This is a genomic window from Acinetobacter sp. YH12200 (genome assembly GCF_013418175.1).
In the GTDB taxonomy this organism is placed as follows: domain Bacteria; phylum Pseudomonadota; class Gammaproteobacteria; order Pseudomonadales; family Moraxellaceae; genus Acinetobacter; species Acinetobacter pseudolwoffii.
Genome location: NZ_VPCO01000007.1, coordinates 102,411 through 116,122 on the forward strand (window position 1 = coordinate 102,411; position 13,712 = coordinate 116,122).

The 13,712-nt window shown below is 44.5% G+C and carries 10 protein-coding genes; 6 read left to right on the plus strand and 4 right to left on the minus strand.

The window, feature by feature from the left end:
* Positions 1 to 390: 390 nt before the first annotated feature.
* The 3 genes from ilvC to FTU90_RS06680 all read right to left on the minus strand — a co-directional run bounded on the left by ilvC (position 391) and on the right by FTU90_RS06680 (position 3,726).
* Complete coding sequence (ilvC, locus tag FTU90_RS06670; protein ID WP_005172704.1) at positions 391 to 1,407, minus strand: ketol-acid reductoisomerase; 1,017 nt, start codon at positions 1,405 to 1,407, stop codon at positions 391 to 393.
* A gap of 103 nt (positions 1,408 to 1,510) precedes the next feature.
* The gene (gene ilvN / locus FTU90_RS06675) at positions 1,511 to 2,002 is read right to left on the minus strand and encodes an acetolactate synthase small subunit (RefSeq protein WP_004813125.1); all 492 of its coding nucleotides are present in this window, start codon (positions 2,000 to 2,002) and stop codon (positions 1,511 to 1,513) included.
* Entirely contained in the window at positions 1,999 to 3,726 is a 1,728-nt protein-coding gene (locus FTU90_RS06680; RefSeq protein ID WP_100357515.1) for an acetolactate synthase 3 large subunit, read from the minus strand. Before FTU90_RS06680 ends, ilvN begins: the two co-directional genes overlap by 4 nt.
* A gap of 687 nt (positions 3,727 to 4,413) precedes the next feature.
* Here FTU90_RS06680 and FTU90_RS06685 point away from each other — a divergent pair.
* The 4 genes from FTU90_RS06685 (at position 4,414) to holA (ending at position 9,329) form a co-directional block, all read left to right on the plus strand.
* The gene (locus FTU90_RS06685) at positions 4,414 to 4,764 is read left to right on the plus strand and encodes a DUF4124 domain-containing protein (RefSeq protein ID WP_159138487.1); all 351 of its coding nucleotides are present in this window, start codon (positions 4,414 to 4,416) and stop codon (positions 4,762 to 4,764) included.
* Positions 4,765 to 4,888: 124 nt separating this feature from the next.
* Complete coding sequence (gene leuS / locus FTU90_RS06690) at positions 4,889 to 7,510, plus strand: leucine--tRNA ligase (protein WP_180072077.1); 2,622 nt, start codon at positions 4,889 to 4,891, stop codon at positions 7,508 to 7,510.
* 277 nt (positions 7,511 to 7,787) lie between these two features.
* On the plus strand, positions 7,788 to 8,321 hold the full coding sequence (locus FTU90_RS06695; RefSeq protein ID WP_180072078.1) for a hypothetical protein: 534 nt from the start codon (positions 7,788 to 7,790) through the stop codon (positions 8,319 to 8,321).
* A 9-nt stretch (positions 8,322 to 8,330) separates the two neighbouring features.
* A complete protein-coding gene (holA, locus tag FTU90_RS06700) occupies positions 8,331 to 9,329 on the plus strand; it encodes a DNA polymerase III subunit delta (protein WP_180072079.1) in 999 nt (332 codons plus the stop codon).
* On the opposite strand, the gene FTU90_RS06705 is transcribed toward holA, so the two are convergent.
* Positions 9,326 to 9,775 carry a bacteriohemerythrin gene (locus FTU90_RS06705; RefSeq protein ID WP_180050979.1) on the minus strand — a complete coding sequence of 150 codons (450 nt, stop codon included), beginning with the start codon at positions 9,773 to 9,775 and terminating at the stop codon, positions 9,326 to 9,328. The two genes, holA and FTU90_RS06705, sit on opposite strands and share 4 nt — an antisense overlap.
* A 590-nt stretch (positions 9,776 to 10,365) precedes the next feature.
* On the opposite strand from FTU90_RS06705, the gene FTU90_RS06710 reads away from it, so the two are divergent.
* Both FTU90_RS06710 and FTU90_RS06715 read left to right on the plus strand, forming a co-directional pair.
* On the plus strand, positions 10,366 to 11,730 hold the full coding sequence (locus FTU90_RS06710) for a MacA family efflux pump subunit (protein WP_005095638.1): 1,365 nt from the start codon (positions 10,366 to 10,368) through the stop codon (positions 11,728 to 11,730).
* Between the two features lie 2 nt (positions 11,731 to 11,732).
* A complete protein-coding gene (locus tag FTU90_RS06715; protein WP_005095636.1) occupies positions 11,733 to 13,709 on the plus strand; it encodes a MacB family efflux pump subunit in 1,977 nt (658 codons plus the stop codon).
* The last annotated feature ends 3 nt before the right edge of the window (positions 13,710 to 13,712 follow it).

Here is a 13,712-nt window from a genome sequence, read left to right on the forward strand (position 1 = left end):
TGCATTTTCCAATAAAAAATCCCATAATAACGAGGTCTTTATAGCATAAAATTCAACCAAAAGAAGTATTAATTCTTTTCCTTATCAACGATTTTGTTTACTTGAATCCACGGTACGAAAAAAATAAAGCACTGCTTTATTCTTATTGAGGCACGTAACGTTAATACTAACTTCATTATCACACAAAAAAAGCCCCTGTTAAAAACAGGGGCTTTTTGACTTAGACATTAGAACTTAGTTCTTTTCTTTGTCTACGATTTTGTTTGCTTGAATCCAAGGTACGAAAAAGATGTAAGCACTGCTTACATCTTTTGAGGCACGTAACACCAAAAATAAAAAACCCACTCAAAATGAGTGGGTCTTCGCATTCAAATCAATTGATTCGAGAAATTAGTTTTTCTCTTTATCAACAATTTTATTTGCTTGAATCCAAGGCATCATCGCACGAAGTTTGTTACCAGTTACTTCAATACCGTGAGCAGCGTTTTGACGACGACGTGCAGTCATTGAAGGGTAGTTTAAAGCACCTTCTTGAATGAACATCTTCGCGTATTCGCCAGATTGAATACGTTTAAGTGCATTACGCATCGCTTCACGAGACTGCTCGTTAATTACTTCAGTACCCGTTACATATTCACCATATTCAGCGTTGTTCGATACTGAGTAGTTCATATCCGCGATACCGCCTTCGAACATCAAGTCAACGATCAATTTAAGCTCGTGTAGACATTCGAAGTACGCCATTTCAGGCGCATAACCAGCTTCAACCAAAGTTTCGAAGCCCATTTTAACCAGTTCAACTGCACCACCACAAAGAACTGCTTGCTCACCGAAAAGGTCAGTTTCAGTTTCTTCACGGAATGAAGTTTCGATAATACCAGTACGGCCGCCACCTACGCCTGAAGCATAAGAAAGTGCAACGTTACGCGCGTTACCAGATGCATCCTGGTGAATTGCGATTAAGTCAGGAACACCTGAACCACGCTGGTATTCAGAACGTACTGTGTGACCAGGTGCTTTAGGCGCAACCATGATTACGTCAAGGTCAGCACGTGGAACAACTTGGTTGTAAAGAATCGAGAAACCGTGAGCAAACGCTAAAGTAGCACCTTGCTTGATGTTTGGCTCAATCTCGTCACGATAAAGTTGAGATTGGAATTCGTCTGGCGTCAAGATCATGACTACATCCGCTTGCGCTACAGCAGCAGCAACTTCAGCAACTTTAAGACCTGAATTTTCAGCTTTTTTCCAAGAAGTAGAGTTCGCACGTAAACCTACAGTGACATCAACGCCAGAATCTTTCAGGTTAAGCGCATGCGCGTGACCTTGTGAACCGTAACCAATGATCGCTACTTTCTTAGATTGGATGATAGATAAGTCAGTGTCTTTATCGTAAAAAATTTGCATTGCTGTCTCCGCTTAATGCTTGTTTGTCCGTTAAATCAGGCAATGACCCTTGTATTTACATTGCCTGATACCCCCTTCTTATTAGGATGAGGAAATATTTAAATTAGATGGTTAAAACTTTTTCGCCGCGCGCAATACCTGAAACGCCTGAACGCACCACTTCTAAAATGGTGTGTTCTGCAAGTGCATCAATAAACGCATCAACTTTTTCAGTCGTACCTGCGATTTGAATGGTATAAGTCGTTGGTGTTACATCGACAATCTGACCACGGAAAATATCTGCGGTACGCTTAATTTCGTCGCGAGATGAACCCAATGCTTTGACTTTGATCAGCATCAATTCACGCTCAATGTGAGCACCTTCAGACAGGTCAACCACTTTCACCACTTCAACAAGCTTGTTGAGTTGCTTGGTGATTTGCTCAATCTTGTGATCATCGCCATAAGTGGTCAAAGTCAAACGAGAAAGTGTTGGATCTTCAGTTGGCGCAACGTTTAATGTTTCGATGTTGTAGCCACGCTGTGAGAATAAGCCCACTAAACGGGAAAGCGCACCTGCTTCATTTTCAACAAGTACAGAGATGATATGTCTCATGCTGTGCGCTCCCCTTTTGCTAACCACATATCTTGCATCGATTGACCTGCAATCAACATCGGATAAACATGCTCAGTACGATCAACCATGACGTTAATAAATACGCACTTGTCGTTAATTGCCATCGCTTCTGCAAGTTTCGACTCAAGCTCATCGGCATGATCAATCTGAATACCGACGTGACCATACGCTTCCATCAACTTGGCAAAGTCAGGCAGTGACTCTACATAAGAGCTAGAATGACGACCTTCGTAATTCATGTCCTGCCATTGTTTCACCATACCTAAAGCACGGTTATTCAGGCACAAGATTTTTACGTTCAAGCCATATTGCTTACAGGTCGAAAGCTCTTGGATACACATCTGAATCGACGCTTCACCCGTAATACACACCACCTGTTGATCCGGGAAGGCAAGCTTCGCAGCCATCGCATAAGGCAAACCTACACCCATGGTGCCTAGGCCACCTGAGTTGATCCATTGACGCGGACGCTTGTATTTGTAATACATCGCACCAAACATTTGATGCTGGCCTACGTCCGAAGTAATGATCGCTTCGCCATTGGTCACTTTATCCAATACCTGAACCACTTGTTGTGGCTTCATCACACCATCAACACCTGCTGCATAACGACCGCCATGCACTTTGCGCCATTCATTAATCTGAGACCACCATGCCGCAATCACTTCAGGATTTGGCTTGGAAACATTGAGCTGTTTCAACTGGTTCAACATTTCAGTCAATACCGGCTCTACCGCACCGACAATTGGAATGTGCGCCATAATGGTTTTTGAAATCGTCGCCGGGTCGATGTCAATATGAATCACTTTGGCATTCGGACAGAATTTTGCCGGATTGTTGGTGACACGGTCATCGAAGCGCGCGCCTACACACAGAATCACATCTGCATTGTGCATGGTCATGTTGGCTTCATAAGTACCGTGCATACCGAGCATACCGATGAACTGTTCATCATCACCCGGGAATGCGCCCAAGCCCATTAAGGTATTGGTTACCGGATAGCCCAATAGATGCGCAAGCTCTGTCAATTGTGCAGATGCATTGCCTTGAACCACACCACCACCCGAATAAATTACTGGGCGCTTAGCATTGACTAATTCTTCAATCGCTTTACGAATTTGACCTGAGTGACCACGAAACGGTGGCTGATACGAACGCATCTTCACTTTTTCCGGGTATTCGTAAGCAAATTTTTCTGCAGGATTGGTCGCATCTTTAGGAATATCAATTACGACAGGGCCTGGACGACCAGATGACGCGATATAGAATGCTTTTTTGATGATTGCAGGAATTTCGCTGGCATGACGCACCTGGAAACTATGCTTCACGATTGGACGTGAAATGCCGATCATATCGGTTTCCTGGAATGCATCTTCACCAATCAGATGACTCGCAACCTGACCTGACAAAATCACCATCGGGATTGAGTCCATATAGGCCGTTGCAATTGGCGTTACCGTATTGGTTGCACCCGGACCTGAGGTCACCAGCACCACACCGGTCTTACCTGTGACGCGTGAGTAAGCATCCGCCATGTGACCGGCAGCTTGTTCGTGACGTACGAGGTAATGATTGATTTTGTCTTGTTGAAATAGCGCATCATAAATATGAAGAACTGCGCCGCCTGGGTATCCAAAAACATGTTCAACGCCTTCGTCCGCTAATGCGCGAACAAGCATTTCACCACCAGATAGAAGTTCCAACGTGATTCACCCTAATATTATGACACTGCACAAATGGGAGGCATTTGCAGTGTTTCATTTGTTAACTGTCTGCACTGTTATAGCACACAAATTTCATAGTTTTCATAGCAATAGGAAAAAAATCTGATCTCTTGGCTGTTCGAGCAATACAAGACCTAAAACATGTTGGGATAAACATATTTTGCTTAGCTTTGTTCAATTTCTCGGCTAGAGAAATCGCCCACTGCATGAAATGACACTTAGTCGAAGGGTGATCGATTAAGGCATATAAAACTATTGCAGCATTCTTGTGTTTTCAGGCTTTAAAGTCAAGTTTAAAAAACAGGCAATATGCGCTTTAAAATACCTGATTTGCTGTTTTTAACAGCAATCTAGAGCAAGGACAGTAATAAAGAATTAATCTAATAATATTTAATCCAATAAAATTCATAAACTTATATATTTAATTTTATAAATTTTTAGTATGTCTTATATAAAAAAAATGAATGAATTTTTAATAAATCCAGTGAAGTTGTTTATCAATAAATTTTGTGTCTGAAAATTTGCTCACCACTTCTACAAACGAGATGCAGAAGCTGTTCGATCCGTGATCATGAATAGAGCGGATAAAAATTCATTATTTTTACTGTGAAAATCACTACAATGTTTTGTAGTATTTTATGGCTAGAACACAGAGGCTCAAAAACAATGAAAATATCTTTTTTAACTGCCTTAAGTCTGAGTTGTGCAATTTCTCTGGGCATTTGTAGCAGTAGTGCTTCAGCAATCCAGTATTATAAATGGGTCGATGCCAAGGGCACCACGCACTATACAAAAACACCGCCCCCGAAAACAGCGAAAAAAGCCACAACTGTCGATACCTATGGCTGGAAAAACTCGGCACCGACACCGCCTAGAACGAATGAAACTGAAGTGCAAACAGAAAATAGTACTCAAGAACAACTGCAACAGCCTCAAATTCCTGCGAATCAGGATCAGCAGCAACGTGAAGCCAACGAAGCCTTAGAACAATCGAAAAATCGCGCAGTGGCTTTATAAGCGACCTCCACTATGGAACTGATCATTTTTTCTTAGGGAAATGCCTGCGCAAAATTCACTTTTAGGTGCATTTTGCGCTATGCTGTGCAACAGACTTTTTTCACCGTAATTCACTGATACGTTTATGACTACTCACATTGATTCCGAATATCAAGCCAGTGCGATCGAGCCTCAAGTCCAACAGGATTGGGAATCTCGCAAAGCCTTTAAAGTTGCCGACAAAGTAGAAGGTCCACGTCGTTATATTCTCTCGATGTTCCCTTACCCAAGTGGCAAACTGCATATGGGTCATGTGCGTAACTATACGATTGGTGACGTGATCAGCCGTTTCCATCGCTTAAAAGGTGAAACGGTCCTGCAACCGATGGGTTGGGATGCTTTCGGTCTACCTGCTGAAAACGCAGCGATTGCACACCAGGTTGCTCCGGCAAAATGGACATTTGAAAATATCGCTTACATGCGTGACCAATTAAAGAAATTGGGTCTAGCTGTCGATTGGGATCGTGAATTTGCCACCTGTACCCCTGAATACTATCGTTGGGAACAATGGCTATTTGTTCAGCTTTATAAAAAAGGCTTAATTTACCGTAAACTTTCAACTGTAAACTGGGATCCGGTCGATCAGACTGTGCTTGCCAACGAACAGGTTGAAAATGGTCGCGGCTGGCGTTCAGGTGCATTGGTTGAAAAACGTGACATTCCAATGTACTACTTCCGCATTACCGATTATGCGCAAGAGTTACTTGACGACCTGGACACGCTTAAAGATGGCTGGCCACAACAAGTTCTGACCATGCAGCGTAACTGGATTGGTCGTTCACAAGGGATGGACATTACCTTCCCTTCAGCGAATCCTGAAATTTACGCAGACGGCCTTACTGTATTCACCACACGTGCTGACACCTTAATGGGTGTGACTTATGTTGCAGTTGCAGCAGAACATCCAATGGCGCTGAAAGCTGCGGAAAATAATGCTGAACTTAAAGCATTTATTGAAGAATGCCGTATGGGTTCTGTGGCTGAAGCTGACCTTGCCACTGCTGAAAAGAAAGGCATGGCAACAGGTCTGTCTGTGAAGCATCCTGTCACTGGCGAAGCAGTTCCTGTTTGGATTGCCAACTACGTGTTGATGTCTTATGGCTCTGGCGCAGTGATGGCTGTACCTGCACACGACGAACGTGATTTTGAATTTGCCAATAAATATGGCTTAAGCATCAAACAAGTCATTGATGCCAAAGGCGCTGACGATAGCGACTTTTCTGCAACAGAATGGCAAGAATGGTACGGTTCTAAAGAGGGTAAATTGGTCAATTCTGCTGAATTTGACGGTTTAGACTTTCAAGCAGCTTATGATGCGTTCCTTGCGAAATTAGAACCAACAACTCTTGCAAGCACCAAAGTTCAGTTCCGTTTACGTGACTGGGGTGTATCGCGTCAGCGTTATTGGGGTTGCCCAATTCCAATGATTAACTGTCCATCATGTGGTCAAGTGCCGGTGCCTGAAGAGCAACTTCCTGTTGTACTTCCGACTGACGTGGTTCCAGACGGTTCAGGTAATCCATTGAACAAGATGCCTGAGTTTTATCAAACCACTTGCCCAAGCTGTGGTGGTGATGCGCGTCGTGAAACAGATACGCTGGATACCTTTGTAGAGTCATCTTGGTACTATGCACGTTATGCATCTCCTGATTTTACTAATGGTTTAGTTAAACCTGAAGCTGCTCAAACATGGCTTCCAGTAAATCAATACATCGGTGGTGTTGAACACGCGATTCTGCACTTACTTTATGCACGCTTCTTCCACAAATTGATGCGTGATGAAGGTGTAGTACAAGGTAATGAACCATTTACCAACCTGTTAACTCAAGGTATGGTTTTGGCAGATACTTATTACCGTGAAGCTGAATCAGGCAAGAAAACCTGGTTTAACCCTGCAGATATCGACCTCGAACGTGATGAAAAAGGGCGTATTCTGTCTGCGAAATACCAAGGTGATGGTCAGGACGTAATTGTTGGTGGTCAGGAAAAAATGTCGAAATCGAAAAATAACGGTATCGACCCGCAATCAATTATTGACCAGTACGGCGCAGATACGGCACGTGTGTTCATGATGTTTGCAGCTCCACCAGATCAATCACTAGAATGGTCTGACGCCGGTGTTGAGGGTGCAAACCGCTTCCTGAAACGTGTATGGCGTTTAGCAACAGGCTTCCTTGAAAAAGGTAACGGTGCATCAAACATCGACAAAGCGGCACTGTCTACGGCTGCACAAGACCTACGTCGTAAAACTCATGAAACCATCCAAAAAGTCGGTGATGACATCGAACGTCGTCATGCATTTAACACTGCAATTGCTGCATTGATGGAACTTCTAAACGCGAACAACAAGTTTGAAGCCCAAGATGACAATGACGTTGCTGTTGCACGTGAGTCGATTACAACGCTATTAACTTTACTTGCACCATTTGCACCGCATTTAAGCCAGACTTTATTGGCTGAATTTGGGATTGAATTGAATTCAACTTTATTCCCTGCAGTAGATGAATCTGCGCTGACACGTAATACGCAAACCATCGTGGTTCAAGTCAACGGTAAACTTCGTGGCAAGCTTGAAGTATCTGTAGATGCTTCTAAAGATGACATCTTGGCTCAAGCCAAAGCATTGCCTGAAGTTCAGCAATTCTTGACTGGTCCAACCAAGAAAGAAATTGTTGTTCCAAATAAGTTGGTGAACTTGGTGGTTTAAATCCTGAGGAATTGTTTAAGCACTGCTTTAAACAATTCTGCAAGGGGATGAGGGCGAATAATTCACCTCTCCCTAACCCTCACTTGCGTTCAGTTTTAAAAGCGCTGCTTTAAAACCTCACTCAGGAGAAGGACTTTAAGAAATAATCCCTCCAAACTTCCCTTTGCCAAAGGGAGGCTTAAAAAACACAAAGCCCGTTGCCAGCCAACGGGCTTTGACTTTACAATCCAGTTCAGGATTTCAAATATTCCCCTTCGGGAAGCATAGAGGGCAACACATGCATTTGGGCAAACGTTTAGCAGCAATTGTTTTAACTTGTGGTCTGAGTGCAGGCTTAGTCGGCTGTGGTTTTCATCTGAAAGGAACCAATCCGAGCTCCGCACCTGTTGCTTACTCTGTCATGAGCCTGTCTTTACCGCCCAATACTGAAGAACTGCAAGAAAAACTGGCAGTTTACCTCGGTGCTGCAGGCGTACAGCTAAGTAATGCACCTAATGCTTATGTATTGCGTGTTCTCGATTACACGCCGCGCCGCTTAGAATTAAACGGCAAGCTGGTAGAAACCTTGCTGCGTTTAAATGTAACCTTCCGCATTGAAGATGCGCAAGGTAATCCGGTGACCGAACCACGCGCTGTGGTGGCAACGCGTACTTATCAATATGACATTGAAACAGTCAACACTGATGACCAGGAACAAAAGTTTTTGAATCAGGTGATTATTGATGATGTGGCACAGCAGATCGCGCGTCAGATTTCATCGAACCGCCTCCCCTTGGCCAAACAAAATACCCCAGCGCAACCTGCTCAATAAGAACGCCTTATGAAACTTGACTATCTGCAAGCCCTAAAACGTGTCGATGAAGCTCGCGGTGCCTGGGTCTTGCATGGTCAAGAGCCTTTGCTAGAACAAAACCTGATCGATGCCTTTCGCACACATTGGCAAGCCAAAGACATCGAACGTCAACGTTATGATGTCAGTTCAGTTTCTGAGTGGAAAAATGTCTTTAATGCATTGAACAGTTTGTCATTGTTCTCAACCCAACTGGCAGTTGAAGTGCATGGCAATATCAAACCAGATGCCAGTAGCCTCAAACTGCTGAAAAGCTATTTACAACAAGACAGTGATAATCTGCTATTGGTCGTTATGCCCAAGCAAGATGCGAGCAGCCTCAAATCCAGCTTCTTCCAGACGGTTGAGGCCAATGGTGTCTGCGTTGCGCTTACTGCAAATTATCCACGCGATCGTCAGCAAATTTTGGCAGTTGAAGCAGATAAACTGGGGATTAAACTGGCCCATGATGCCTGGCAATGGCTGGAACAGCATCATGAGCACAACTTGCTGGCAGCCAAAAACAGCCTGATGCGGGTCAGTGACACCTTTGCGGAAGTTGATGTGATTCAGATTGATCATTTATATGCCTGCTTACAGGATCAATCACGCTATAGCACCTATGATTTGAGTGATGCCCTGCTGCAAGGCAATCTCTCGCAATCGATCAAGATTTTCCAGTATCTGGTCGCTTCAGGTGAACCGATGAGCCTGATCTTATGGAGCCTAAGCAAGGAAATGCGTCTGTTGATGCAACTGTTTGAACAGCCGCAAAATGCCTTGCAAATTGGAATCTGGAAAACCAAAGTCGGGCTATATCAGCAAGCTTTACGCCGTCTCAGCCCACAACGCTTTTTGAGCTGGCCCCAGCTGTTAATCCGTATTGATGCGGCCATTAAAGGGATGTCCAAAGAGAACCCTGAACATCTCATCTTACAGGCCATTGCTGAAATGTGCGGTCAACGCTTATTTTTAGCGCCGAGTGCTTAACCAAAGAAACGTGCAAACCAGCCCTTGCCTTTTTTGCTTTCCTGAGCACGTAAATAACTCAACATATTATCGCGCACTGCATCGACATAGTCCTGATCATCATGTTGAATATGATTGATCAGCCATTTGGACAATAAACGATATAAATCATTTTCAATCGATTCTCCCTTCTCGAACTTGAGACGATAATCATTGAGTCGTTTCACAAATAATTCATGTATACCGCGATGCGAAGCTAGGTATTGATAACTGACCTGTTCCAGCAGGTTTTCTTCAAAGCTGAAATGTGACTGGGTATAATCGATTAAATCCTCCAAGACCTCTTTGATTCGATCGCGATCTCCTGTGCTTTTTACCTGCTCCAAAGCATTGATATAATCTAAAATTTGACGGTGCTGATTATCGATTACGTCGATTCCAATATTATAGCTTTCATTCCATTCCATCGTTAAACCCTCATCAATGTTGCGAGCAAAGTTGTATTATTTTTGCACAATAAATGTGCGTTTTCTTGTTAAGTGGTAAAACCATAATTTTTTTATGGAATTAAATCTTACAAGCTTTATTTATTTAAATCCATATATAAAACATGGGTTTTTAATTTTTTTTTCTACTTAATTTTCAACTGGTTTTTGCTCTCTGGACTAGAGGGAGGAAAATTAAGCCAGAAACAGCCTTAAAACAAATATCACACAACAAATCTAGTATGTTTGGTCTTATGTCTTTATTGATTCACACTCGATTTTATTTGTGCAGCGCTTTGATTGAAAAAATACTGTTGGGGACAGTAATATTTTATTTAAGAGTCAGCTGATGATCTTTTAAACAGGATCGATGTTATCTATAGAGGGTCAAAGTCTTGTTATGAATGTCAGAACAAGCAATTCATGGAGCATTTTAAAATGGTCTGTATGGACGATATTTTCAGAAATCAGCCAATAGAAAATAATTCTCATTATAATTCAAAAAATTCACGATTTATCCCAATTTCGCTTTTATAATCAATCCCTATCTTTGATCCGAATTCGTACTCAATATGCCAAAAATAAAACCGACGAAACTGATTATGGCCGCCGTGATTGCCATTGTGTTAATCGCTGCGGGGTGGTATTTCCTCAAACCTAAAGAACAGCCGCCACAGTATATTACTGCTGAAGTAACGCAGGGTGATATTGAAAGTTCTGTACTGGCGACCGGTATTTTAGAAGCCACCAAAATGGTCAGCGTAGGTGCCCAGGTTTCTGGCCAGGTGAGACAAATGTATGTGGAACTCGGTGATCAGGTTAAACAGGGTCAGCTGATTGCACGAATTGATTCTGTTCGTCAGGAAAATGATTTAAAAACTGCTGAAGCCAGCATTAAAAACCAGATGGCACAGCTTGCAGTGAGACAGGCGAATCTGGCCAAAGTTGAAGCTGAATACAATCGTCAGAAAGCCATGTATGCACAGGATGCAACTTCCCGTTCAGAGCTGGAATCTGCATTTGCCAGTTATAAAACGGCTCAGGCCGATATCACGGCAATCAATGCACAGATCGAACAGTCGCGCCTGACCTTGGCAACTGCCAAAGAAGACTTGGGTTATACCCAGATTGTGGCACCGATGGATGGCACGATTGTGGCGATTGTGACCGAAGAAGGTCAAACCGTGAATGCCAATCAAAGTGCACCGACCATTGTGAAACTGGCCAAGCTCGACACCATGACCATCAAAGCTGAAATTTCTGAAGCAGATGTGATGAAAGTGGAAGAAGGCCAAACCGTTTATTTCACCACACTGGGCAATAACGAGAAAAAGATTTACGCCAAACTGCGTCAGGTTGAACCTGCACCCAATTCGATTAATACCGATTCAAATACATCTGGTTCATCGTCAAGTTCTGCGGTGTATTACAACGCTTTATTTGATGTGCCAAATGAAGACGGCAAACTGCGTATTGATATGACGGCGCAAGTTTATATCGTGCTGGATGAAGCTAAAAATGTGCTGACCATTCCAGCCGCTGCGATTCAGAGCTCAAATCGTCCGGCACGTGCCAATCGGGGTGAAGGTTCTCGCGGAGAAGGTTCCCGTAGCGAAGCTAATCCAGCAGCACGTCCTGAAACTGAATCGTCTCAAGGCAATCGTCCTGCCGCTGAACGCCCTGCCCGCCTAAATCTGTCTGACGCTGAAATTGCGCTGATTGAACAAGGCAAAGCGCAACGTGCCATGGTTCGTGTCTTGCAAGCCGATGGTACTGCAAAACCAACCCCTGTGCTGATCGGTTTGAATAACCGTGCCACTGCACAAGTGCTGAAAGGTTTAAAACGTGGTGATCAGGTGGTGATTGCCGATGGTTCTGATACTTCCAATGATGCAGCAAAACGCGGTGGTAATAGCCGTGGCCCAATGAGAATGTAAGCATGAATTCACAACAGCAGCCTCTGCTCGAGGTGAAAAATCTGGTACGTGAATTCCCTGCGGGTGAAGGCACAGTCCAGATTTTAAAAGGGGTGAATCTGGAGATTTATCCGGGTGAACTGGTGGCGATTGTCGGCCAGTCCGGTTCGGGTAAATCAACCCTGATGAATATTCTGGGTTGTCTGGATAAACCGACCACCGGCAGCTACAAGGTCAAAGGCCGTGAAACCCGGGAACTGGAAGCAGATGAACTGGCGCAGTTACGCCGTGAGTATTTCGGCTTTATCTTTCAGCGTTATCATCTGCTCGGCGATTTAAACGCAGCAGGCAATGTCGAAGTCCCTGCCATTTATGCGGGTGCAGATTCATCGGAACGGCATGCGCGTGCGGTCAAGATTCTGACCGATCTGGGTCTGGGCGAAAAAACCCAGAACCGTCCGAGTCAACTGTCAGGCGGTCAGCAGCAACGTGTATCGATTGCCCGTGCGCTGATGAATGGCGGTGATGTGATTCTGGCCGATGAGCCGACAGGTGCCTTGGATAAGAACAGCGGTATTGAGGTGATGCGTATTTTGCGCGAACTGAATGCCAAGGGTCATACCATCATTCTGGTTACGCATGATCATAATGTGGCAAAAAACGCGACACGAATCATTGAAATTTCAGACGGGAATATCATTTCCGATCAGCCGAATGTGCCTGAAGCCGAAGACCATCTGGAAAAGCAGCCGCTGATCCGTAATCAACAAAAGAAGATTTCTTCATGGCGTTCGGCGGTTGACCGCCTCGGTGAGGCCTTCCGTATGGCTTTGCTGGCCATGAATGCGCATCGCATGCGGACTTTCCTGACCATGCTCGGGATCATTATCGGTATCGCTTCGGTGGTTTCAGTGGTGGCTTTGGGGAATGGTTCACAGAAGCAGATTCTGGAAAATATCAGCAGTCTGGGCACCAATACCATTACCGTATTTCAGGGGCGGGGCTTCGGAGACAATTCCAGATCTTCACAAGCCAAAACCCTGATTCCAGCCGATGCCGATGCGCTGGCCGAACAACCGTATGTCGATGGCGTCAGTCCCTCTGTGAACAGCAGTGTTACCGGCCGTTATAAAGAAATTGAAGCCTCAACCACGGTCAATGGCGTCAGTGAAGATTTCTTCTATGTGCGTGGCATGACTTTCCAGTCCGGTCAGCCCTTTGACCGCAGTAGCGTCATGCAACAGGCACAAGATGTTGTCATTGATACCAATACCAAAAACACTTTCTTTAAGGATGGTACTAATCCGGTGGGTCAGGTGATTTTACTGGGTAGCGTCCCGAGCCGGATTATCGGGGTGATTGATGCGCAAAAAGGCATGATGGGCAATAATGACAGCCTGAATGTCTACCTGCCGTATTCTACCGTGATGAGTCGTATGCTGGGGCAATCTAACGTTCGCAGCATCATTGTGCGGATTAAGGATGAATACCCAAGTGCGGCGGCTGAAAATGCAATTTTAAACCTGTTGGTACAGCGCCATGGCGCGCAGGACGTGTTTACCCAGAATGCCGACAGTATTCGTGAAACCATTCAGCAGACCACAGCGACTATGACGCTTTTAATTTCGGCGATTGCTGTGATTTCACTGGTGGTCGGCGGGATCGGGGTGATGAATATCATGCTGGTGTCCGTGACTGAACGTACTCAGGAAATTGGGGTACGTATGGCAGTAGGTGCACGCCAAAGTGATATTTTGCAGCAATTCCTGATTGAAGCAGTGCTGGTGTGTATTTTAGGCGGTATTTTGGGGGTGCTGCTCTCGCTCGGGATTGGCCAGCTAATTACCCACTTTGCTGGCGGTACTTTCCAGATGGCCTATTCAACCACTTCGATTGTGGCTGCCTTTGTCTGCTCAAGCCTAATTGGGATTGTGTTTGGCTTTATCCCGGCACGTAATGCCGCTCGTCTGAATCCAGTCGATGCGCTTTCTCGCGAATAAGGA

Coding starts and splice junctions, on each gene's coding strand:
- ilvC (WP_005172704.1), bottom strand. CDS start 1,407: ATGCAAATTTTTTACGATAAAGACACTGACTTATCTATCATCCAATCT.
- ilvN (WP_004813125.1), bottom strand. CDS start 2,002: ATGAGACATATCATCTCTGTACTTGTTGAAAATGAAGCAGGTGCGCTT.
- FTU90_RS06685 (WP_159138487.1), top strand. CDS start 4,414: ATGAAAATATCTTTTTTAACTGCCTTAAGTCTGAGTTGTGCAATTTCT.
- leuS (WP_180072077.1), top strand. CDS start 4,889: ATGACTACTCACATTGATTCCGAATATCAAGCCAGTGCGATCGAGCCT.
- FTU90_RS06695 (WP_180072078.1), top strand. CDS start 7,788: ATGCATTTGGGCAAACGTTTAGCAGCAATTGTTTTAACTTGTGGTCTG.
- holA (WP_180072079.1), top strand. CDS start 8,331: ATGAAACTTGACTATCTGCAAGCCCTAAAACGTGTCGATGAAGCTCGC.
- FTU90_RS06705 (WP_180050979.1), bottom strand. CDS start 9,775: ATGGAATGGAATGAAAGCTATAATATTGGAATCGACGTAATCGATAAT.
- FTU90_RS06710 (WP_005095638.1), top strand. CDS start 10,366: ATGCCAAAAATAAAACCGACGAAACTGATTATGGCCGCCGTGATTGCC.
- FTU90_RS06715 (WP_005095636.1), top strand. CDS start 11,733: ATGAATTCACAACAGCAGCCTCTGCTCGAGGTGAAAAATCTGGTACGT.